The organism is Ruegeria sp. AL2, assembly GCF_056540845.1.
Map to the genome: position 1 here is coordinate 103,166 of NZ_JBQFXM010000002.1, position 23,316 is coordinate 126,481.

At 56.6% G+C, this 23,316-nt stretch carries 21 protein-coding genes; 9 read left to right on the forward strand and 12 right to left on the reverse strand.

What is annotated here, in order from left to right; genetic code table 11:
• Positions 1 to 83 precede the first annotated feature (83 nt).
• The 9 genes from ACR0ID_RS04405 to ACR0ID_RS04445 all read left to right on the forward strand — a co-directional run bounded on the left by ACR0ID_RS04405 (position 84) and on the right by ACR0ID_RS04445 (position 10,297).
• Positions 84 to 956 (forward strand): LysR family transcriptional regulator, encoded by an 873-nt coding sequence (locus tag ACR0ID_RS04405; RefSeq protein ID WP_480604035.1) that lies wholly within the window; start codon positions 84 to 86, stop codon positions 954 to 956.
• 71 nt (positions 957 to 1,027) lie between these two features.
• Complete coding sequence (locus tag ACR0ID_RS04410; RefSeq protein ID WP_480604037.1) at positions 1,028 to 2,071, forward strand: pyridoxal-phosphate dependent enzyme; 1,044 nt, start codon at positions 1,028 to 1,030, stop codon at positions 2,069 to 2,071.
• Positions 2,068 to 3,213 carry a M24 family metallopeptidase gene (locus tag ACR0ID_RS04415; RefSeq protein ID WP_480604039.1) on the forward strand — a complete coding sequence of 382 codons (1,146 nt, stop codon included), beginning with the start codon at positions 2,068 to 2,070 and terminating at the stop codon, positions 3,211 to 3,213. Before ACR0ID_RS04410 ends, ACR0ID_RS04415 begins: the two co-directional genes overlap by 4 nt.
• On the forward strand, positions 3,210 to 3,920 hold the full coding sequence (locus ACR0ID_RS04420; protein ID WP_480476306.1) for a maleate cis-trans isomerase family protein: 711 nt from the start codon (positions 3,210 to 3,212) through the stop codon (positions 3,918 to 3,920). The genes ACR0ID_RS04415 and ACR0ID_RS04420 overlap by 4 nt, the downstream gene beginning before the upstream one ends.
• A gap of 136 nt (positions 3,921 to 4,056) precedes the next feature.
• On the forward strand, positions 4,057 to 5,157 hold the full coding sequence (locus ACR0ID_RS04425) for an ABC transporter ATP-binding protein (protein WP_480476308.1): 1,101 nt from the start codon (positions 4,057 to 4,059) through the stop codon (positions 5,155 to 5,157).
• Between the two features lie 103 nt (positions 5,158 to 5,260).
• A complete protein-coding gene (locus ACR0ID_RS04430) occupies positions 5,261 to 6,352 on the forward strand; it encodes an extracellular solute-binding protein (RefSeq protein WP_480604041.1) in 1,092 nt (363 codons plus the stop codon).
• A 70-nt stretch (positions 6,353 to 6,422) separates the two neighbouring features.
• Positions 6,423 to 7,697, forward strand: coding sequence for an ABC transporter permease (locus ACR0ID_RS04435; RefSeq protein WP_480604043.1), 1,275 nt, complete (start codon positions 6,423 to 6,425; stop codon positions 7,695 to 7,697).
• A gap of 5 nt (positions 7,698 to 7,702) precedes the next feature.
• A complete protein-coding gene (locus ACR0ID_RS04440; protein WP_480554597.1) occupies positions 7,703 to 8,914 on the forward strand; it encodes an ABC transporter permease in 1,212 nt (403 codons plus the stop codon).
• A gap of 162 nt (positions 8,915 to 9,076) precedes the next feature.
• Positions 9,077 to 10,297: an aminopeptidase P family protein gene (locus ACR0ID_RS04445; RefSeq protein ID WP_480604045.1), complete on the forward strand. Its 1,221-nt coding sequence runs from the start codon at positions 9,077 to 9,079 to the stop codon at positions 10,295 to 10,297.
• A gap of 30 nt (positions 10,298 to 10,327) precedes the next feature.
• On the opposite strand, the gene speB is transcribed toward ACR0ID_RS04445, so the two are convergent.
• The 12 genes from speB to ACR0ID_RS04505 form a co-directional block, all read right to left on the reverse strand.
• Positions 10,328 to 11,305 carry an agmatinase gene (gene speB / locus ACR0ID_RS04450; protein ID WP_480604047.1) on the reverse strand — a complete coding sequence of 326 codons (978 nt, stop codon included), beginning with the start codon at positions 11,303 to 11,305 and terminating at the stop codon, positions 10,328 to 10,330.
• A gap of 290 nt (positions 11,306 to 11,595) precedes the next feature.
• Positions 11,596 to 12,885, reverse strand: coding sequence for a flavin-dependent oxidoreductase (locus tag ACR0ID_RS04455; RefSeq protein ID WP_480604049.1), 1,290 nt, complete (start codon positions 12,883 to 12,885; stop codon positions 11,596 to 11,598).
• 69 nt (positions 12,886 to 12,954) lie between these two features.
• On the reverse strand, positions 12,955 to 14,484 hold the full coding sequence (locus ACR0ID_RS04460) for an acyl-CoA dehydrogenase family protein (protein WP_480604051.1): 1,530 nt from the start codon (positions 14,482 to 14,484) through the stop codon (positions 12,955 to 12,957).
• Between the two features lie 118 nt (positions 14,485 to 14,602).
• Positions 14,603 to 15,478 (reverse strand): amidohydrolase family protein, encoded by an 876-nt coding sequence (locus ACR0ID_RS04465; protein ID WP_480604053.1) that lies wholly within the window; start codon positions 15,476 to 15,478, stop codon positions 14,603 to 14,605.
• A gap of 15 nt (positions 15,479 to 15,493) precedes the next feature.
• On the reverse strand, positions 15,494 to 17,311 hold the full coding sequence (locus tag ACR0ID_RS04470) for a feruloyl-CoA synthase (RefSeq protein ID WP_480604055.1): 1,818 nt from the start codon (positions 17,309 to 17,311) through the stop codon (positions 15,494 to 15,496).
• Between the two features lie 2 nt (positions 17,312 to 17,313).
• Positions 17,314 to 17,796: a MarR family winged helix-turn-helix transcriptional regulator gene (locus tag ACR0ID_RS04475; protein ID WP_480604057.1), complete on the reverse strand. Its 483-nt coding sequence runs from the start codon at positions 17,794 to 17,796 to the stop codon at positions 17,314 to 17,316.
• 4 nt (positions 17,797 to 17,800) lie between these two features.
• Entirely contained in the window at positions 17,801 to 18,568 is a 768-nt protein-coding gene (locus ACR0ID_RS04480) for a crotonase/enoyl-CoA hydratase family protein (protein ID WP_480476330.1), read from the reverse strand.
• A gap of 10 nt (positions 18,569 to 18,578) precedes the next feature.
• Complete coding sequence (locus tag ACR0ID_RS04485; protein ID WP_480476332.1) at positions 18,579 to 19,343, reverse strand: SDR family NAD(P)-dependent oxidoreductase; 765 nt, start codon at positions 19,341 to 19,343, stop codon at positions 18,579 to 18,581.
• Between the two features lie 91 nt (positions 19,344 to 19,434).
• On the reverse strand, positions 19,435 to 20,748 hold the full coding sequence (locus ACR0ID_RS04490) for a TRAP transporter large permease (protein WP_480604059.1): 1,314 nt from the start codon (positions 20,746 to 20,748) through the stop codon (positions 19,435 to 19,437).
• Entirely contained in the window at positions 20,745 to 21,329 is a 585-nt protein-coding gene (locus tag ACR0ID_RS04495) for a TRAP transporter small permease (RefSeq protein WP_480604061.1), read from the reverse strand. Before ACR0ID_RS04495 ends, ACR0ID_RS04490 begins: the two co-directional genes overlap by 4 nt.
• 58 nt (positions 21,330 to 21,387) lie before the next feature.
• The gene (locus tag ACR0ID_RS04500) at positions 21,388 to 22,428 is read right to left on the reverse strand and encodes a TRAP transporter substrate-binding protein (RefSeq protein ID WP_480476338.1); all 1,041 of its coding nucleotides are present in this window, start codon (positions 22,426 to 22,428) and stop codon (positions 21,388 to 21,390) included.
• A 337-nt stretch (positions 22,429 to 22,765) separates the two neighbouring features.
• The gene (locus ACR0ID_RS04505; RefSeq protein ID WP_480604063.1) at positions 22,766 to 23,209 is read right to left on the reverse strand and encodes a MarR family winged helix-turn-helix transcriptional regulator; all 444 of its coding nucleotides are present in this window, start codon (positions 23,207 to 23,209) and stop codon (positions 22,766 to 22,768) included.
• Positions 23,210 to 23,316: the final 107 nt, after the last annotated feature.

The window sequence follows — 23,316 nt, forward strand, 5'->3', positions numbered from 1 at the left end:
AAACGTTAAAAACGGACAGGGTTTTTGACAAATGATTGAATTATGTGCTTTGCCATTAAAAGATTAATGGACAGCTTGACCAAATGGGTAAATCTCTTCCACCACTGACCTGGTTCCGATCCTTCGAGGCGGCTGCACGAACGCTTAGCTTTACGGCGGCTGCCGAAGAGATTGGCTTGACGCAATCGGCGGTCAGTCAGCAGGTGAAATCGCTCGAGATGCGTTTGGGGACAGCTCTTTTTGTGCGGCACCCCAGAAGTTTGGCGATGACGGATGCGGGGCGTAAACTATTGCCCGAGGTTGGCAGCGCGCTTGAAGCGCTTGCCGCGGCTGCCTGGCGCGTGGACGCCAGCGCGTCCGGAGACATCTTGACCGTCGCCACGTCTGTTAGCATCGCCCAGTGGGTTATTGCCCCATATCTGTCAGATTTTACCGGACGCCATCCTGAAGTTCGCGTTCGGCTTCTCAGTGCGATCTGGCCCGACGATTTCCACGCATCCCACGCTGATGTTCAGGTTAGGTTCGGATCAAAGAAACAGGTGGGACAGGGCGCTGTCCGCCTGATGCCTGACCGTCTGGTTGCCGTGAAATCCCCGACGGTCGCGGGCGGCGTGTTTGACCTGCCTCTGATCGAGGCTGTCGGGACATCAAGTGGGTGGGGCACATGGTTTGAAAAACAGGGCTTGCGCCGCCAACCTGGTGTTTTTGTCGATACATTTGGGATGGCTCTGCAATTGGCCGTTCACGGCAGCGGTGTCGCGTTGGTCAGCGAATTACTGACGACTCATGCGATTGCCGCCGGTCTGGTCATACGCGCGCATGAATGTTCGGTTGACAGCAACGAAGGCTATTACCTCTCGTCAAACGCCGCCAATCCGGCTGCCCGATTGTTTCACGACTGGGTGTTGGCCTTGGTAACAGAACAGACCCCGAAGGTCGTCGACGTCTCTGGCTAACGGCAGAGGTTGATTGACAGTGTTCCATCGGTAGGGTCACGTCACCAGATGAACAATTAGGCGAGGGGCGTATGCAGATCATCACCAATCCACATCGGGGGGGCCAAAAGCTTGCACCGTCTGCGCCGTATCCTTCTACAGATGCTGCCCGTGTTGCAGATTTGCTTTCTCGGTGCCCTGTCGCGAAAGAAACGCCATTGGTTGATGCCGGGAAACTGGCCCCTGTAGCCCGGCTTTGGGTGAAAGATGAACGGGCGCGTATGAACCTTGGTTCGTTCAAAGCTCTAGGGGCAGCCTATGTAATTGCGCGTCATGCGGCCGAGAAGACAGGTGAGCCGGGTGAACAAACTCTGGCAGGCGCGACCTATGTGACCGCGAGCGCCGGGAACCACGGCATGAGTGTTGCGGCTGGTGTCAGAATCTTCGGCGCGAAGGCTGTTGTTTACATTGCTGAAACTGTGCCCGAGACCTTTGCGGAACGTCTGAAAGGGCAAAAAGCCGAGGTTGTTCGAAGTGGTGCTGACTATGCCGCCAGCATGGAGGCCGCGAAAACGGCTGCCGAAGACAACGGATGGATATTGCTGTCGGACAGTTCGTGGGATGGATATTATGACCTGCCATGGATGCTCATGGAAGGATATCTGCAAATGGCGGCAGAGGCTGTCAGGCAGTGCCCTGAGATTCCGACGCATATTCTGTTGCAAGCAGGCGTGGGCGGGCTGGCCGGTGCCGTTGCTGCCTATGCACGACACATCTGGGGCGACGCACCGAAGATCGTTGTGGTTGAACCCGAAGCGGCGCCCGCGTTGCAGGCCAGCATAGTTGCCGGAAAATGTGTTTTAGCGGATGGCCCAGACAGCATCATGGGGCGTCTGGACTGCAAGGAACCGTCGTTGATCGCGTTAAACGGATTGGCCCGCGACACAGACCTGTTCCTGACCCTTTCAGATGACGATGTGGCGGCAAAGCTTGACGCGATGGCAAAGGTCGGGCTGGCCACCACGGCGTCAGGCGGGGCAGGCCTTGCGGCGGTGATGAACGAAACCGCACGGAAAGCCATGGGGATCGACGAAAACTCACGCGTGTTGTGCTTTCTGTCGGAGATCGCGGAATGAGAGGGTTCGATCAGACAGAGTTCGAGGCGCGCACCAAACGCGCGCAGGAGCTGATGCGAGCCGCGGATTTGTCGGCGCTGCTGCTGACTACAGAAACTGAAGTGCGTTTCTTTACCGGCTATCTGACCCGATTTTGGGAAAGCCCAACCCGGCCATGGTTTCTGGTCGTACCGGCCACGGGCAAACCGGTGGCCGTGATCCCTTCGATCGGGGCCGCGCTCATGGCGCAGACCTGGATCGATGACATCCGAACCTGGAGCGCGCCCGATTTGCAGGACGACGGTATCTCGCTTCTGGCCGATGTCCTGGCCGAACTGACACCCGTTTCAGGCAATGTCGGAATGCCGGACGGCCATGAGACTCATGTGCGTATGCCCATGGCGGACATTGAACGCTTGCGCGGCGCTCTCGGCACGCGACGCATCACCGGAGATCAGGGTATCCTGCGCCGGCTGCGCATGATCAAATCCCAGGCTGAAATTGCCAAGATCCAAACAGCCTGTGGTATTGCGGGACGCGCCTTCACCCGCGTGCCCGAGATTGCCCGCGCAGGGGTGCCTCTGGACACGGTTTTTCGCCGCTTCCAGATGCTCTGCCTTGAGGAAGGGGCCGATTGGGTGCCGTATCTAGCAGGCGGGGCAGAGCAGGGCGGCTACAGTGATGTAATATCACCTGCAACTTCGGCGCCGTTGGAACCTGGCGACGTACTTATGCTGGATACAGGTCTGGTTTGGGATGGCTATTTCTGTGATTTTGATCGCAATTGGTCTGTAGGCCCAGCCCGGCCTGAGGTGAGATCAGCGCACGCCCGACTGGTGGAAGCCTCAGATGCCGCGTTCGAAATCGCCCGACCCGGTGCAACAGCCTCAGATTTGTTCCATGCTATGAACAAGGTGCTTACCAAAGATGCTGAAGGCACAGATGCAGGGCGGCTGGGTCATGGGTTGGGGATGTCACTGACAGAATGGCCATCCATTATTCCGGCAGACCAGACCGTGCTGGAACCCGGCATGGTTTTGACACTGGAGCCGGGCATCGCCGTTGGTACAAAAATACTTGTCCATGAAGAAAACATTGTCATCACCGAAGGCGCTCCATGTTTTCTTAGCCCGCGTATCGGGCCAGAGGTGATCGAGATATGACCCGAATACATTACGCCCTTGATGAGGACGATCCCAAGGCCACCCCACTTGGTCTGATCGTGTTGCAGACCGATGAAACGTTGGAGCCTGAGTTCAGCTCGTATTTTTCGGACCGCAAGTATCCAATCTATGTGACACGTATTCCCAGCGGGATTGAGGTGACGACGGAAAGCCTTGCGGAAATGGAGAAGGCGCTGCCAGCCGCCGCCGGATTGCTGCCCAGCGCGCGACCTTATCGCGTTGTCGGGTACGGGTGCACGTCTGCAAGCTCGGTTATCGGGTCCGACCGTGTAGCGGAACTTGTTAAACAGACATGCCAGACCGCCGAAGTTACAAACCCTTTGCGTGCGGCTACGGCCTGTGCGCGACACCTGGGAGTTTCGAAATTCGCGCTGCTGTCGCCCTATATTGAAGAGGTAAACCTTCCCCTGCGCCGGGCCTTTGCACAAGGCGGAGTGGAGATGGATGTTTTTGGGACATTCGGGGAATCAGAAGAGGCCAAAGTTGTTCGGATTTCGGTGCAATCCGTCATCGACGCTGCCACGAAACTGGGCTCGGACCCGTCGGTTGATGCGGTTTTTCTGAGTTGTACAAACCTTCGCACGCAACAGGCTATTCCCGAGATACGCGCTCGTATCGGCAAGCCGGTTCTGTCCAGTAATCAAAGTCTTGCGTGGCATATGCGAGTTCTGAACGAAGCCGGGTGAGCTGTTAAATCCCGATATTGTGTAACAAAACCGGGATTCACTGTTGCAATGTGAACATCGCTTGGTCTTAACTAACGGCTACAGATCAATGAAATCCGCAGAAGACGGATAATCATTTGACGTAACAGGGGGTCTTGTGGCCGATACAATGAACGACGCCGCGTTTGTCGAATTCCAACGCGTACAGAAGTCTTATGACGGCGAGAACCTCGTCGTAAAAGACCTAAACCTTGCAATGCCCAAAGGTGAGTTTCTGACAATGCTTGGGCCGTCAGGCTCGGGCAAGACGACTTGCCTAATGATGCTCGCCGGATTTGAAACCGCCACGCACGGTGAAATCCTCCTGGGCGGCAAGCCCATCAACAATATCCCGCCGCACAAGCGCGGTATTGGCATGGTTTTCCAGAACTACGCTTTGTTCCCGCATATGACGGTGGCCGAGAACCTGTCGTTTCCACTTGAAGTCCGTAAGCTGGGCAAGTCGGAGCGGGATGAAAAGGTCAAGCGCGCGCTGGATATGGTTCAGATGGGCGCCTTTGGTGGCCGACGTCCTGCTCAGCTGTCGGGCGGGCAACAACAGCGGATTGCTCTGGCCCGTGCCCTGGTATTCGAGCCCGAACTGGTCTTGATGGACGAGCCTTTGGGGGCATTGGACAAGCAGCTTCGTGAACATATGCAGTTCGAAATCACACGTCTGGCCCATGAGCTTGGGATCACAACTGTCTACGTGACCCACGACCAGACCGAAGCGCTGACCATGTCAGATCGGGTGGCCGTCTTCGACGATGGCCGCATTCAACAGCTTGCGCCACCTGATCAGCTTTACGAAGAGCCGGAAAACAGTTTCGTCGCGCAATTCATCGGTGAAAACAACACGTTGGAAGGTGTTATTAAATCGATTGATGGCGACACTTGCGTCGTACGCCTGGATGATGGCTCGGAAATCGACGCGGTTCCGATCAACGTCCACAACGCAGGCGACCGGACCAAAGTTTCGATCCGCCCTGAACGTGTGGAATTCAACAAAGACCGCCTGCACGCCGACGCGCATACTTTGAAAGCAAGGGTCGAAGAATTCATTTACATGGGCGACGTATTTCGGTTCCGCATGTCCGTTGCCGGAAACAACGAATTCATCGCCAAAACTCGAAATGCGCCTGATGCCGTACGCCTGACCCCGGGTCAGGAGATCGAGATCGGCTGGCTGGCACAGGATTGTCGTGCGCTCGACGCATAGACCAAACCGCGCGGGACAAGCGCGGTTAAGCTGAGGGACCGGCCGGTGAAAACCCGTGCATCGGCTGACCACCACATAAAACGGGATGAACTGGGAGTAACACATGAAACCAACCAAGATCATGCTCACTGCGGCTGCAATTGCGACGGCTGCGGGCACTGTTTCAGCCGAGGAGATGACTATCGTTTCCTGGGGCGGTGCCTATTCAAAGTCGCAGTTGAAGGCGTATCACGAGCCCTATTCGGAAAAGACCGGCATCACGATTCTGAACGATGACAGCTCGAACGAGGCCGTCGCCAAACTGCGCGCGATGAATGAAGCGGGCAACATCACATGGGATGTAGTGGATGTTGTGGCCGCTGACGCAATCCGGCTTTGCGACGAAGGTCTGGCGCTTGAAATCGATTTTGACAGCCAATTGGCTCCGGCTCCGGATGGCACGCCGGCTTCTGAAGATTTCGGGGAACTGTTAGTCAGCGATTGCTTTATTCCGCAGATCGTCTATTCGACCACATTCGGCTACCGCACCGATCTGGTAGGTGACACCCCACCAACCGACGTCTGTGCAGTGTTCGACCTGGAGGCATATCCGGGCAAGCGTTCGCTGGAAAAGCGCCCCATTAATAATATGGAATGGGCGCTGCTGTGTGACGGCGTCGCGAAGGATGATGTCTATGACGTTCTGGCGACTTCGGAAGGTCAGGATCAGGCTTTGGCCAAGCTGGACACCATCAAAGACAGCGTTGTCTGGTGGTCCGCCGGTGCGGACACGCCTCAGTTGCTGGCTGACGGCGAAGTTGTCATGGGTTCGACCTATAACGGTCGTCTGTTCAGTGTGATCGAAGAGCAGAAACAGCCGGTTGCAATGCTGTGGGACGCGCAGGTGTTCGATCTGGACGGTTGGATCATCCCTGCCGGACTGAGCGATGAGCGCAAGCAGCGCGCTTTGGACTATATCATGTTCGCAACCGACACTCAGCGTCTGGCGGATCAGGCCAAGTACATCTCGTACGGTCCGGCCCGCGCTTCGTCAGCTCCACTTGTGGGTCAGCACGCCGATCTGGGTATCGATATGGCACCGCATATGCCGACCGATCCGGAAAACGCCAAGAACACGTTCCTGTATAACTACGAATTCTGGGCGGATTACCGCGACGATATCGACGCCAAGTTCCAGGCATGGCTGGCGCAGTAAGCGATTGATTTCATGACACAGTCGGGGGCGGTGCGCCGCCCCTGAACCAAGACATACCCGAGGGGCTCGAATGACTGACGCAAGCCAAAACGCCGGACCCATGCTGGCAGCGGACGGAACGCCGCTCAAACTATCGCTGGCACGCTCGCTGCGGCGGCAAAAGCTGCGCGCCCTTCTTCTGATCGCCCCTTTGCTTTTGTTCGTGCTGTTTTCCTTTATTGTGCCGATCGCGGCGATGCTTTTCCGATCGGTCGAGAACAGCATCGTTTCGGAAACACTGCCTCTAACTGTCGAGGCGCTTCAAAATTGGGACGAGCAGTCTGGCGAATTGCCGGGCGAAGATGTGTATAACGCATTTGTCCGGGATATGATTGTTGCGATTGACAACAAAGAGCACACACGGCTTGGTTCGCGTTTGAACTACGAAGAAACCGGTATGTCTTCGATGTTCCGCAAGTCAGGTCGTCAGATCAAGAAACTGGATCCTGAAACGGATGGTCCGTTCAAAGAGCAACTAGTAGATATTCACGACGGATGGGGCGATCCACAAACGTGGCGCGTGATCAAAACCCATTCGCCAAAGATCACCAACGGGTATTTTCTGAATGCAGTGGATATGCGCAGAACCCCTGACGGCGCGCAATCTCAGCCTGAAGACAAGCAGATCCTGATCAAGTTGTTTGGCCGGACCCTGTTCATGTCACTGGTTATTACCGGCGCCTGTATTCTTCTGGCGTATCCGGTCAGCTACCTGCTGGCCACCTTGCCGATGCGGGTGTCGAACCTGTTGATGATCCTTGTGCTCTTGCCGTTCTGGACGTCGCTGCTGGTCCGAACATCAGCCTGGAAAGTCATGCTGCAACAGCAAGGCGTCATCAACGAAACGCTGGTCTGGCTGGGGTTAGTAGCCGACGATGCACGGCTGGTGATCATCAACAACCAGATCGGTACGATCACAGCGATGACGCATATCCTGCTGCCATTCATGATCCTACCCATGTATTCAGTGATGCAGACCATTCCGGAAACTTATACACGCGCTGCGAAATCCATGGGGGCGACGAACTGGACGACCTTCTGGCGCATTTATTTCCCGCAATCCATTCCGGGCATCGGCGCTGGTTCCATCCTCGTGTTCATTCTGGCGATTGGCTACTACATCACGCCTGAAATTGTGGGTGGTACCAAAGGTGTCTTCATCTCAAACCGGATCGCCTATCACATCTCGTCTTCACTGAACTGGGGACTGGCGGCGGCGCTGGGAACGATATTGTTGGCGGTCGTTCTGCTGCTCTACTGGGTCTACGACAAGATCGTGGGCATTGATAACGTGAAGTTGGGATAATCAAGATGGCCGCACTTACCCCGATATCCCGCAAACCTCTGTCCATGGTTCTGCCCAGCGTCGCACTGGCCGGGGCATTCGCTGGTATCTTTGTCGGCGCCGGAAACGGCTCGGTCCTGCTGGGGATCGTGGGCGGCGCCATCGTGATTGCCGGTCTGGCATGGATTTACATCAACATTCTAAAGAATGAGCAGTTGGCCCGCTGGATCAATATCCTCGGCTTTGGCATCGCAGGCTTCCTGTTGTCAGGTCTTATGGGAGGCGTTCTTGGCCTGCTGGGCGGCTGGTTCTTTATTTGGTTTACCTACTGGCTGTACGAAGGGCGATACCGGCGCAAGCTGCTGCCATACCTGACCGCGCAGCAAGTTTTTTACCACTACCTGTTTCGGGTGATCTGCGGTGCGATCTTTGTCTTCCTGATTACACCGATCCTTGTGGTCTTGCCGCTGTCGTTCAACGCACAAGACTTTTTCACCTTCACGCCCGAGATGTTGCGGCTTGACCCTGAAGGGTATTCGCTGAAGCACTACCGTGATTTCTTCACCAACAATGAATGGCAACGCAGCTTCAAAAACTCGCTGATCATTGCCCCGATTGCCACAGTCATCTCGGTCTCGCTTGGTACTCTGGCGGCCATTGGCCTCAGCCAGAGCCACGTCCCCGGTCGCCGTGCTATCATGGGAATCCTCATTTCGCCGATGATCGTTCCGCTGATCATCTCGGCCACCGGCATGTTCTTCTTCTACAGCGATATCGGTCGGTTCCTTGAAGGGACGTTGGGCATGAACAAGAACTTTGTGGGCTATCTGAAAGTCATCCTGGCGCACGCCGTTCTGGGTATCCCATTCGTGATCATCACTGTGACCGCCACGCTTGTGAGCTTTGATCGCTCACTAACGCGTGCTGCTGCGAACATGGGGGCAGGGCCGGTACGTACCTTCTTCAAGATCCAGATGCCACTGATTCTGCCGGGTGTGATCTCGGGTGGTCTGTTCGCCTTCATCACCTCGTTCGACGAAGTTGTGGTGGTTCTGTTTGTGGGCTCAGCCAGTCAGAAGACTTTGCCGTGGCAGATGTTCACCGGCCTGCGGGAACAGATCAGCCCGACCATTCTGGCGGTTGCGACAATCCTTGTGGTTCTGTCGATTGCGCTGCTGACCACGGTTGAATTGCTGCGGCGTCGTTCGGAACGCCTGCGGGGGCTTTCCCCCGCTTGACGGATCGTATCGTCTGATCTAACGATTTCCCTGTTCATCCTCGCTGCGATGGCGTCGCGGCACGTAAGGGGGTGATCGGCTCTCGGACCCCGAGACCGCCTGTCCTGAACGCCGGGACATGTGGCCGGGATTTGTCGCCCGGCAAAGTTGAGAGACCAAGTGATGACCGACACAACAAAACGACCCGAATTCTTTACCTGCCACAATGGTGACAAAGCGCCTTTGCCGTTCAGCAAGGGTGAATATGATCGCCGTCTCAGCAAGCTTCGCAGCATCATGGCCGCACGTGATATCCCTGCGGTTCTGCTGACATCGATGCAGAATATCGCCTACTACTCGGGCTTTCTGTATTGTTCCTTTGGCCGTCCGTATGGCTGCGTGGTCACTCAAGAGGCCTGCACCACCGTTTCGGCCAACATCGACGCCGGGCAACCGTGGCGTCGGTCGGTCGAAGACAACGTGATTTATACTGACTGGAAGCGCGACAATTATTGGCGTGCGGTTGCAAGCCTGATCGGCAACGCCAAGCGCATCGGCATTGAAGGCGACCACATGACGCTGGCCGCCCGCGACACTGCCCTGCGGATGCTGGGTACCCCCGAGCTGGTTGATATCGCGCCGGATACAATGACCGCGCGCATGGTCAAGTCCGCCGAAGAGATTGAATTGATCAAGGGTGGCGCACGCACCGCGGATGTTGGCGGGTCGGCGATCCATGCGGCCATTCGTGAAGGCGCGACAGAGATCGAGATTGCCATGGCGGGCCGAGACGCAATGGAAGAGGAAATCGCGCGCGCCTATCCAGATGCCGAATATCGCGACACCTGGGTTTGGTTCCAGTCCGGGCTGAACACCGATGGCGCGCATAACCCGGTGACAAAACGCGCCCTGCAAAAAGGCGATATCCTGTCGCTGAACACTTTCCCGATGATCTCAGGCTATTACACTGCGCTGGAACGTACCCTGTTTCTGGGCGAGCCGGACGCCGACAGCCTGCGCCTGTGGAAGGCCAATGTGGCGGCCCATGAACTGGGTCTGAGCCTGATCAAACCCGGTGCGACCTGTTCAGGCATCACTGCCGAGATCAACCGTTTCTTTGCCGATGAGGGGCTGCTGCAATACCGCTCGTTCGGGTATGGCCATTCTTTCGGCATCCTCAGCCATTATTACGGGCGCGAGGCCGGTCTGGAATTGCGAGAGGATATCGACACCGTGTTGGAACCTGGCATGGTCGTTTCAATCGAGCCCATGCTGTGGATCCCCGAAGGGCAACCCGGTGCAGGGGGCTACCGCGAGCATGATATTCTGGTGGTTGGCGAAGACGGTGCCGAGAACATCACCGGCTTCCCATATGGGCCTGGCCACAACATTATCGATGCCTGATACAAAGAGGGGGGAGCAAACGCTCCCCCTTCATCTCTCGCGACCGGCGCGTTCGTGAAAGATAAAACCCAGGAAATTCAACAATAGCTGCGCGGCCAGAATCTGCGTGCTTTCGCTGGGGTCATAGGCTGGTGCCACTTCGACAAGGTCGATGCCGACGACATTGCCGCGCTTGGCGAGGCCCTGAAGGATTTCCAGAACGTCATGATACAAAAACCCCCCATGGCTTGGCGTCCCGGTCCCTGCTGCGATGGAAGGGCAAAAGGCGTCAATATCTATTGTCACATAGTACCGAGCACCTTCGGGAATTCGCTCAAGAACAGCCTCGGTTCCCAGCTTTCTCACCTGACGCACGGACAAGATGTCTGACCCACGTGCGCGCGCGTCCTCGTATCCTTCCTTGGCGGTTGACGAGACGTTTCGAATACCCAACTGGGTCATCCCCGAGACATAGTCTTTTTCGATCGCCCGTCGCATGGGGTTGCCGTGGCCATTGGTGACACCGTGACGCTCGTCCACGAAATCCAGATGCGCATCGATTTGAACCACGTGGATCGGGCCATTTTGCGCACAATCATCTTCAAACGCGGAAATGCAGGGAATGTTGATAGAGTGATCGCCGCCGATCACAAGCGGCAGCGCCCCTGCGGTCAGGATTTTGCGAACACCATAGGCGATGTTTTCGTGGCTGGCCTCGGTCTTTGTGTGGACGATATCCGCATCCCCCAAATCCACAATACGTACTGAACTGTCCAGATAGGTTGCGTCGTCTTCGTGGTCATAGGCACCGGCATGTCCAAAACTGAACAGGGTCGAAGCTTCACGCACGGCCCGAGGGCCGAACCTTGCTCCGGCGCGCCATTGCGTGCCGAAATCAAATGGCGCACCAAGGATGCAAACATCCGCATCAATATTGTCCCAATCCTCGACATACGGAGATTTTCCAAAGGTTGATATTCCGACGAATGGTAGGTTCAGTCGACCTGACGCATATCCATGATCCTGCATATTCAGTCCTTTCAATGGCCCTGTCGCCTTGCGTGCAATTGAACATGAGAAGGCGGTGCAATGAAATCAATTTCCTTCTATCAAAACGTGTCTGGCGTTCAGACAGGTCTGATCCGGTGCGTTCTTTCCGATTAGCTGTTGGTCGTTTCGCCACAAACGAAATTTCGGTGGGACACGCTGGTATGCCGCGAAATCACTCACGGCAGCGCATGATTTTACGGGCGATACACAGGACCGGCTAAACGCTGTTGAAATGGGCGCAGGTGCTCAATCCACCGATAGCTTTTCCATCACGCCTGCCAAGCCAGCTGCGAGCCGGGCGCAATCGTTGGCTGTGCGCTGTTCAGGGCGTCGCGCGCAAAACCTGCGGCAGCTTTGTATTTGGCCATGAAACTGGCCCTTTCAGCCAAGGGAATGACTGTTTCAATATCGTCGAACACACCGCCACAGCGGTCATTGACCAAATTCAACAGGCCAAAAGGCCCGGCACCCCGATTGCGAAGGATAAGGTCTGACACCGGACCGCACAGCGTGTCATCATAGGCCACCAGCGCGGTTGAGCCCACGCCATGCTTGAGCAAGCTGGCCCCCAATATGCGGGCGTCCATGATCGCCTGGCTGGCCCCATTCGAACCGGTAGGGTACATCGGGTGTGCGGCGTCTCCGATCAGGGCAACCGGCCCGTCAACCCACGTTTCAACCGGATCGCGGTCGATCATCGGGTTTTCATATGTCACATCCGCACCGCGGATCAGGGCAGGAACATCCAGCCAGTCATAGGTCCATCCGTCAAAGTGGTGCGAGAAATCCTTGGCCTCGACCTGCCGGAACCACCCGGTTGCCGCATGCGCGTCCGGGTCATCGTAGGTGACTTCGGCAATCCAGTTTATCAGCGCCATGCCGGTTCCGAGATCGGGGTGTGAGATCGGGTAGATCACCATTCGTTTCTTATGCGTACCCAGTCCGACAAAGGAAGAACCCGTGCGCACGGGCTTTGCCAAAGTTGTGCCGCGCCACATGACGGCGCCTCCCCAATGGATCGGAGGTTGGCTTGGATGCATCTGGTTTCGGATGGCTGAATGGATACCGTCGGCGCCGATTAGAATGGCACCGGTTTCGCGGACGTCCCCCTGGTCAGTTTGCAACCGCACTGTAACCGTCTCATCCGCATTGGTCTGGTATCCCGTGGCCCGAGCACCAAGGCGTACGGCATCCGGGCCTGCGCGTTCGACAAACCGCTGGTAAAGCGCCATGTGAAACGCGCCGCGATGCACCGCGTATTGCGGCCAATTGTAACCAGCGAAAGTTCCGCGCGGTTCCGCGTAAATCTCGTGCCCATTCAAACCAACAAGCGCCCATTCCTGCGCAGGGACGCCGAACTTATTCAGATCCTGAGCCGTGAAACCCAGATCGTACAACTCGCGCACAGCGTTGGGTTGCAGGTTTATTCCGACACCCAGCGGGCGCGGGTGCCGAACGCTTTCAAAGACAGTGCAGTCGATGCCAATCTGATGCAGTGTCAGTGCCAGCGACAACCCGGCAATACCACCACCCGCGATCAGCACTTTTGGATCTGTCATGTTACGTTCCTTTCAGTCCGATTGGTGGCGGGTATCGGTTGTCGATAATCTGCGCGCTTGGATCCAGCCTCAACCGCAAATGCGTTTGATCCGTTCCGGGGATGGATGAAGGCTTGCGGCGTTGCGCAGCCGCACCCGCAGACAAGTCAGAGCGGTATCAATCGTCGTTTGCATGAACCCATGCGCCATCGCCGCGCTGTCACCCTGTTTCAGCTTTCTGCGAGCGGATTGCCAATTGTCCAGTGCGTCCGAGATCGCATCGCATGTCCAATGCTCGGCTTCATGCGCAACAAATTCGGCAAAGGCGTCGCCCGCAGGCTCTGCGGAAAGACGTGTTGCCAGCATACGCGCATGTATGCCGTTGGCCCCTTCATAGATCGAGGTAATTCGGGCATCGCGATAGGTCTGCTCCAGCCGGTATTCGCGCAAATAGCCATAGCCGCCCAGTACCTGCATACCCAATTCGGCGGCCTTGATACCGGCTTCGGTGCAATAGACCTTAGCAACCGGGGTCAGAAAATCGACTAGGTCAGGCGATGTACCCCGTTCCATGGTGACAAATGCAAGATGTGCAAGACTGCGGCTGCTGATTGCCAGCCAGTCGATTTGATCCAGCATACGGCGGATGTCGGCATGTTGATCCAGTGTTGCCGGTTGACCGTCGGCATTGCGTCCCTGCACCCTTTCACTGGCAAAAGTACTGGCAATGTCATAGGCCCGCGCGGCGTGCGCGACGCCCTGTAGGGCGACATCAAGCCGGGCGTGGTTCATCATGGTGAACATGGCCATCAGACCTTCACCCTCGGCCCCGATCAGTTCAGCTTTGGCACCATCAAATGCCAGCTGGCACGTGGGTGAGGCATGCAGGCCCATCTTTTCCTCGATGCGCGTTACGGTAACGTGGTTACGGCTGCCGTCAGTGCAGGTGCTGGGGCATAGAAACAGCGATAAACCTCTGACGCCTTCATCGGACGTGCGCGCAAGCACAAGATGCAGGATGTGATCGCTCATGTCCTGGTCACCGCCAGAGATAAAGATTTTTTCTCCCGTGATCTTCCAGCCATCTTCAGCAGGTTCCGCCCAGCAGCGCACGCGCGAAAGGTCAGACCCGGCCCCGGGTTCGGTCAGGCACATGGTGGCCAGAGTTTCACCCGAGGCCAGAGAGGGAATGTACCGGGACTGCTGATCTTTCGTGCCAAAGCGCAACAAGGTACGCACCGCGCCCGGAACCAACCCAGTAACCATCTGAAGGCTGTGGTTTGCGCCCGAAAACACCTCGGACGTTATGGCCAGTATCAGGGCACCAAGCCCTTGACCGCCATATTCTCCAGGCACGGTGAGCGAGGGCCAGCCCTGTTCCGAATACGTTGCATAAACTTGGGCAAAGCCGGCAGGCATGGATACGCGACCGTTTTCCAGCGAGCATCCCTGCCTGTCTCCCGGCTCGTCCAGCGGGGCAATTTCACCTTGTGCGAAGGCGGCAAAATGTTCGCCGATCTCACCAGCTAGGTCAGCGTCCCAATCTGGAAGATCGGTGGCCCGGACTACGTGGTTCAACGTGAATAAGATGTCCGCAAGTGGGGCTTCGAATGGCTTCATGATCATGTCACCCGATAGCTGGTGACTTCGACGACCACGACGCGGCCCGGTTCTGGCGGTTCGGCACAGTCGAAGTTCAAAGTGACTGGGTAGGGCAGTGATGGGGCAGGGGGCAGCATCACGGGGTCAGTCCCAGCAGGCGCGCGGCATTGCCTTTGATGATGTCCGGGCGCAGTTCGTCCTTGATATTGATCTTCTCGAAATCCGACAGCCAGCGTTCTGGAGTGATCATTGGCCAGTCGGACCCAAACAGGACCTTTTTCTTGAGGATCGAGTTGCAGTATTTCACTAGAATCTCGGGGAAGTACTTTGGTGACCAACCGGACAGGTCGATATAGACGTTGGGCTTGTGCTGCGCCACGGACAGCGCCTCTTCCTGCCAGGGAAATGACGGATGCGCGAGGATGATCTTCATATCCGGAAAATCGACGGCGACGTCATCCATGAACATCGGGTTCGAGTATTTAAGCCGCATTCCGTTACCACCCCGCATGCCCGAACCGACACCGGTCTGACCAGTGTGAAACAGGGCGATGCAGCCTTCCTCGGCGATTGCTTCGTAAAGGTCATAAGCCATGCGGTCATTGGGGTAGAACCCCTGCATCGTCGGATGAAACTTGAACCCTTTGATACCAAATTCGCGGATCAGGCGGCGCGCCTCGCGTGCGCCCATCTTGCCCTTGTGCGGATCAATTGACGCAAACGGGATCAGCACGTCGTCATTTTCCGCCGCCAATGCGGCAACTTCTTCGTTCTTGTAGCGCCGATAGCCGGTTTCCCGCTCGGCATCGACCGGGAAGATCACCGCGGCTATGTTTTGCTCGCGATAGTGCTGTGCAGTTTCGGGAACCGTAGGCGGATGGCTCCACGGCGCGCCAAAGTAGTTGGCCATGGTTGCCTGCAGGTAGTCATAGCCGTCATCCGAGTGGCACCCGCAGGGTTCTTCAGCGTGGGTGTGAATGTCGATTGCGCGAACCTTGGAGATATCGACCATCTGTTCGTTCCTTTCTCAGATCTTTATGATTGCCGGATCGGCGTCGTCATAAAGACGCTCAAGTAAATTTTGCCGGCGTGTCAGTATCTTGCGGAAATTGAGGTTCCCCTTGGCGGTCATTTCGCCCTCGGGCATCGAGGCAGGCTCGCTAAGGACAATGGCGCGCCCGACCCGTGTGGAACTGCCCGATAGCTCGCGGGCGCGCTCTGCCAGGCGGCGGTGAATTTCGCCTTGCAGCAATTTGCAGCAGTAGGCGCCACTGTCGTCGTTCAGGTCAAATCCTTCCCGCTTCAGCTCGGCGACATCGGGAAAGACCATGACGCCGATCTCATTTCTGTCGGCACCTGTAATGACCAGATCTGAGGCAAGAGGCGCAAGACAGGTCAACAAGTCCATCCTCAATTGCGCGGCCCGCACCCATGTTCCGGTCAACAATTTGAAGTCCTCGGATATCCGGCCGTCGAATTTCATACCTTTGTTTACGTCCTTCGGGTCGATGAACCGCATGGCGTCGCCGGTAATGAAAAACCCTTCTTCATCGAAAACGCTGACTGTCTTCTCCGGTTCGTTGAAGTACCCGGGCATCACGTTTGGCCCTTTGATGCGCATTTCGCATCGCATGTCTTCATCCGGTATCAGCTTGAGTGTCACGCCGTTCATCGGAACGCCAACAACCCCAGAACGGTCAATGGGCTCGGACTGCATCATTGTGGCGGGCGCTGTCTCGGTCAGCCCCCAGGACGAGGTCATCAGCGGTATCTCACCTTTGACATCCAGCGCCATCTGTTCAAATCCAGACCAGATGTCCTGTGGCAGTGAAGCGCCCGCATAAAAGATCAGATCAAGTTCTTCGAAAAACCGCCGACGCAAATCGCCATCCCGCTGCAATGCGCCCAGCAGCATGCTGTAACCTACGGGGACATTGAAGCTGAGCGTGCCGGTGACCATGGACAGGTTTTCCAGCGTCCTCTCAAACAGACCGGCTACCGGTTTGCCGTCGTCGATGTAGAAGCTTCCGCCGTTGGCGAGCATCATGTTGAAGTTATGAGATCCGCCAAAGACGTGGTTCCATGGCAGCCAATCGACCACACGGGGCGGACGCGTGCGCAGAAATGGCAACCCGTCGGCCAGCATGGTCTGGTTCACGCACATCATGCGTTGGGTCGTGATGACCCCCTTCGGGGCCGAGGTTGAACCGCTGGTCATTAGGATCTTGGCGACGGAATCGGGGCCAACCAGTTCATAGGCTGCCTCCAGATCGACACTGACATCCCCTTTGAGAAGTTCGTCGAACGCTGTGACCTGACTGTTCCTGCCTTGTCGGCTGGCTACGATTTCGACCCCTTGAAGCGCATCCAGTTCCAGCGCCTCTCGGTATTGATCCGCATCGACGACATAGGCCATCTTCGGGCGCACCAGTTCGATGGCATGGCGCAGGCGGCCATGTGCACCGTGGATCAAGGCGTATTGTTCGGCTACGGGCGCAGTCGGTACGCCAATGTACTGAGCAGCCAGGCTCAGCAGACCATGATCCAAGCCGTTGCCGCTCATGATCAGGATCGGTGTGTCAGGCCCCATCCCACGCGCCAATAGCGAGCTTGCGATTGCCCGCACCTTTTCAAGCGTGGTCGCATAGCTTTCCTTGCGCCATCCTGCGCCGCTGCGTTCAGCAATGAACGTGCGGTCAGGCGCGTCCGAGGCCCAGGCGTGCAGCCAGACACCGGTTTTGTCGACGACAGGACCAAGAGTGTGGTTTGATTTCAGCAGGATGGAACCGTCGGCCCGATCTTCGCGCGAAACAGAATGCACCAGGTATTCCGATGTGCGTTGCATGATCAGCCCCTTTTCCTCGCTTTTTCGATCGTCCTGAGGGCATCGAAAACGGTGGTGATGGTTGCGTCATCCAAACAGGCCAGCAGCTTGCCTTCGTGGGCGGTAACCGCGGCGACGGCCTTTTCATATAATTGCCTGCCCGCCAGTGTCGTCCTTAGCGCATAGGCGCGCCGGTCGGTCGGTACCCGGTCGCGGACGATCAGTTCCCTGCGCTCCAGCTCGTCAATGATGACGACAAGGTTCGGGCGCTCGATATCCATTGCGTCAGCCAGTTGGGACTGCCGCAAACCGGGGTTATCGACGATGAGAACCAGTGCCGTATAAGTCAGCATTCGCAGACCAAAGGGACGCAGAGTTGTTGTCAGGTCTTCCTGCACCACATTGAAGGCCCGTTTCATGCGATACCCGACAAACCCCCGCAGCGTGGCATCGCTGATCGTGTTAGGCGCGCCGTCTTCTGGCGTGTGTTCATGTTTCCTTTTCATGTGTTCACCTGAAGTTCGGGGCGCGCTTTTCAAGAAAGGCCCGCAGTCCTTCCTGCGCATCTGGTGTTGTTTGCGACAGGGCCGCGGCCAGCGATTCAGTAAACAGTCCGTCGTTCTGCGACATTTCATTGATCCGCGCGACCGCCTGAATCATCAGATAGTTTGACAGTGGCGCGTTTCGGGAAATCTTACCTGCCAGCTTTTGGGCCAGCGCCAAAGCCTCGCCTTCACCCACGCTATAATGTGCAAGCCCCAGCGATACCCCTTCATCGGCACCATATTTGCGGCCGGTCAACATCATCTCGGTCATCCGATCGGCCCCCAGCAGGCGACCGACCCGCGCGGTCGCACCGCCACCGACAAATATTCCGCGCCGGCCTTCGGGAAGCTGAAAGATCGTCGAAGGTTCAGCGATGCGAACATGTGTTGCCGCTGCAAGCTCCAGCCCGCCGCCGATCACGGCGCCAAACATGGCCGAGACAACCGCAAGCCCACCCAACTGGATCTTGTCCATGACACTGTGCCAGTGGCGGGAATGGTGCAGGTTTTCCTCGGCCGTACGATGAACATGCTCGGACAGGTCCAATCCGGAACAATAGTGCCCTTCAGTTCCGGTCAGGATCACCACGCGCACGTTCTTGGGTGGAGCTGAAAAGAAATCATCCAGCGCGCCTAACAGTTCCTCGCACATCGCGTTTCGCTTGTCAGGGCGGTTCATGGTCAGGGTCGCGATGGATCCGTTGACCTCAATGTTCAGGATTTGGCTGTCCATGGGGAACTCCTTACCGGGGCGGCAGACGAACGGCGCCATCAAGTCGAATAGTGGTGCCATTCAAAAACGGGTTTTCAACGATCTGTTCGGCGAGCATTGCGAACTCACGCGCTTCGCCAAGGCGGGCCGGGAAGGGAATGTTCGCAGTGATCTTGGCACTGACCTCTTCCGGCAAGCCTTCCATCATTGGCGTGTGGAACAGGCCAGGTGCGATGGCCATCACCCGAATCCCCGACTGCGCGAGCTCCCGTGCGGCAGGCAGGCACATCGAGGCGATTGCCCCTTTGGATGCGGCATAAGCGGCTTGACCCAATTGACCGTCCTGCCACGCAACCGACGCCGTGTTGATGATCACACCGCGTTCACCGTCAGCCAACGGGTCGAGACCGGCCATGTGTCTCGCCGCGTGGCTCATGACGTTGTAGGTGCCAAAAAGGTTCACCCGCAGAGTTTTCTCGAACACGTCGAATGACAGCTTGCCTTCGCGCCCGACGATCCTGGCCGCCATGCCGACGCCCGCACAACTGACAGCGATTCTGGGTGCCGACCCGAAATGGGCTATTGCCGTCTCAAACGCGGCACTGACGGCGGCCTCGTCACTGACATCGGCTTGCAGGGCAAGACCACCAATTTCGTCAGCAACTGCCTTCGCACCTTCAGCATTGAAATCCAAAACGGCAACCTTTGCTCCGCTGGCGGCGAAATGCCTAGCCGTTGCAGCACCCAGCCCGCTTCCGCCGCCGGTGACCAGGGCGACGCATCCACTTAACTGCATCGTACCCTCTCCATTTTAATATGTTCAATCATTGTTGTGTCTCATATCTATTTTCGGATGTGCCCGCCCCGAACCGCTGAAGGTGTTTAAGTTAGGGGATCAGGAACAGGGTAATGGCCGGAAACAGCACCAGGATAATGACCCGAATGATGTCAGAGGTGACGAACCACATCACTGCCTTGTAAGTTTGGGTCATCGGGGTTGAACGATCCATAGCGTTGATAATGAACAGGTTCATCCCGACCGGAGGGGTGATCAGCCCGACCTCGACAACGATCAGAACCAGAATACCGAACCAGATGGCCACATGTTCAGGGCTCATGCCGAAATCCATTGCGCTGATGACCGGAAAGAAGATCGGGATAGTCAGCAGGATCATTGACAGGCTGTCCATCAGACATCCAAAGATCAGGTAGAACACCAGGATCAGGCACAACACCATCCACGGGCTGAGCCCAAGTCCAACGACCCAGCCAGACAGTTCCTGCGGTACCTGAGTGAGCGCTAGGAAACTGTTATACAGCCCTGCGCCCAACACGATGAAGAAGATCATCGCCGTGCTTGAGGCCGTTGCAATGATGCTTTCGACGAAGACCTGCCAGTTCAGATTGCCCGAGATCAGAGCAATCAGCCCGGTTCCCGCCGCCCCCACGGCTGCGCCTTCGGTTGGGGTGAACCAGCCAAGATAGATGCCACCGACAACAAGGCCAAAAACCAGAAGGACAGGCCAGACATCCAGCAGTGCCCGAACGCGTTCAGGATATGGGATCGCTTCGCGGGTGCCCGCGGCGTCAGGATACATGCGCACATAGATCGAAATCGTGATGATATAGCCGAGCGCTGCCAGAATGCCGGGGACAAAGGCCGCGAGAAACAGCTTGGCGATATTCTGTTCCGTCAGGATCGCATAGATCACAAGGATCACCGAAGGCGGGATCAGAATGCCCAATGTGCCGCCAGCAGCAAGCGTTGCGGTTGAAAACCCGCCGGAATAGCCGTAGCGGCGCAGTTCGGGCAGCGCGACACGGCTCATCGTTGCGGCAGTGGCAAGGGAGGACCCGCAGATTGCGCCAAATCCGGCACAAGCGCCGACTGCCGCCATGGCGACGCCCCCTTTGCGGTGGCCCAGCCAGCTTTCAGCAGCTTTGAACAAGGCTGAAGACATGCCCGACAATGTCGCGAACTGCCCCATCAGCAGGAACATCGGAATGATCGTCAGCGAATAGCTGGAAAAGGTTGAGTAGGTTTCGGTTTTGAGCTTGGCCATGAACATGCTGGTGCCACCCATGGCAAAATACAGCCCGCCAATCCCGCACAGCAACATGGCAAGGCCAATCGGTGCGCGCAGAAAGATCATGATCAGAAGTACGGGAAAGGACACGTAGCCAAGTTCGAGCATGGTCAATGTGCGGCCTCCCCGCGGTAGGGCAGGATGTGACGCCCGGTGACAAGCTCGATGACCTGCGCGACGGCGCAATAGACAGCAACAAGTGATGCGACAAGGGCGGCAACAAAGCTTAGCCCATAGGCCCACCAAACCGGAAATTGCAGCAGAAAGGTCGTTTCACTATAGTCCAGCTTGTTTTGCATGCCGACAAACAAGCGCCACGTGATCAAAAGAATGACAAGCGACAGGACGATTTCCCAGAATGTGATTATCACTTTGTTCGCCTTTGCCGGAAGCGTGTTGGTGAATACGTCGACTGTGGCGTGAGAGCCATAGAGCTGGCAGATCGGCAGGAACGAGAATATGGCGAATGCAATGCCGGCTTCGACCAGTTCAAAATCGCCATTCACCGGCCCGACGCCCGATGCAATCAGCGCATTTGCCGCTGCTTCCGACAGTGACGTCATAACGTCCGAGTGGCCCAGCGTATTCAGGCCGCGCCCCAGCACGCTGACACAGGTCAGCAGGACCAGCGCAGTCAGAACCACACCGCCGAGAACGGCCATGAAGCGCGCGATGCGCTCTACCAGTTTCTGCATGATCAACTCCAAAGGGATTGCTCTCCCGGCGGGAAATAGCGCCGGAAGAGCGACCGGATCAGTTGCCGGAGTATTGCGAAATCAGTTCGAGCGCGCGGGCGCGCAAGCCGGTTCCATCCAGACCTTTTTCATCCATCTCGGCGATCCAGGCGTCAGTGGTCGGCTGTGATGCTGCCTTCCATTCCGCGACCTGTTCCGGACTCAGCGTGATGATGTTGTTGCCGCGTTCCATCGCCTGCTTGTGAGGCCCGTCGTCATCGGCCTGCATCTGCTTGCCTGCGAAGGCCGAGAATTCAGCACCCGAGTTGGCGTCGATGACGGCCTTCAGATCATCCGGCAGTGCATCCCAGCGGTCCTTGTTCATCGCGAAGATGAAAGTGGTGGTGTATAGCGTGTCGTCGCCAAAGGTCGTGTGGTTTCCGACCAGCTCGTTGACCTTCAGGGCGCCGGTCACTTCCCAGGGAATCACGGTGGCGTCGATCACGCCTTTGGACAGCGCTTCAGGCACCGCAGGAACAGGCATGCCAACCGGGGTTGCTCCAAGCGAGCTGAAAAGGCCGTTGGTTACGCGTGTCGGTGCGCGCAGCTTTACGCCGTTCAGATCCTCGATGCTTTCGATCGGTTCCTTTGAATGGATCAAACCGGGGCCGTGCACCCAGAGCCCGAGTACTTTGAACTGCTTGAAGTCATCGTCCATCATGGTTTCTTCGGCCAGATCCCAATAGGCGCGTGAGACGGCTTCGGCATTAGTCATGGTGAACGGCAGTTCGAACACCTCGGTTCGAGGAAAGCGGCCTGGTGTATATCCGGACACAGTCCAGACAATGTCTGCCACACCATCAATGGCTTGGTCGATCAGTTCGGGGGGTTTGCCCCCAAGCTGCATGGACGGAAACCTTTGAATTTCGATCCGGCCATCCGAATCCGCTTCGACCTTGTCGGCCCAGACATCCAGAACGTTCTTGGGTACGTTGGCTTGTGCCGGCAGGAATTGGTGCATCCGCAGTGTCACTTCGGCCGCGATGGCAGTGGTTGACATGGCACCGAAAGCAATCGCCGCCACTGCAGATTTGAGTATGGTTCTGCGCAAGTTGGTCATGGTCTCCTCCCTAGATGACCTATGAGTATCATCCCCTGTTCATGATTGCTCATATTAGTTATGTTTTATAACGAGTTATATCCACTTTTTCAGTGTTTGGTTTCAGGTCCTTTTCGGAAAACAGAATGTTCACACATGTGAACCTTTTCGTCGAAACGCTACGCATCAGACAGGTCATGCGCGGACGCAATTTATCCTCTCAGGATTACATTGCCCTCGGTTGGCTCAAAGGTAAATTGAGATTTCTTAGATTTAAGTTTCTGGTTTCGGAAACTAAAGCTCAAAAACGGTGGATTTGCTTTCCTTGTTTCAATTGAACCAGCGTCCGTCATGAAATTCAAGGCCGTGTGTTATCGTCGGTGACAGCATCAACTGCCTTGCCTGCGAGCTTCAGGAACGTTTCGCGTTCATTCGGAGTTAGCCCTCCGAGGATCTCGTTTTGCAGGTCAATTACGACTGGCATAGCCGCCGCAAGGATGTCTTTTCCTTTTTCGGATAAGGTGACCTCTCGCGCGCGTCTGTCACGTTGACTGACCGAGCGTTTGACATAGTTTTTCTGCTCCAGCCGGTCGATGACCCCGCCGATTGTTGCGCGGTCATAGGCGATTTTCGCCGCGACTGTGGCCTGATCAATGCCGGGTTCGGCGCGAATTGTTTCAAGTGCTGCGAACTGAACGGATGTAAGGTCAATCCCGGCCTCCTGCATCCGGACCGAGAACACGTGGGTTGAAATCTGATTGAGCCTGCGGATGAGGTGGCCCGCCATTCCGTAAATACTCACGCAAAACCTCCGAAATCACTTTACGCCGTCACTTATTCCAGAATTACCGCGGCAATTAGTGAGTGTACATATCTTTGTTGACAGGAAATAGTAAGTACAGTTATTAA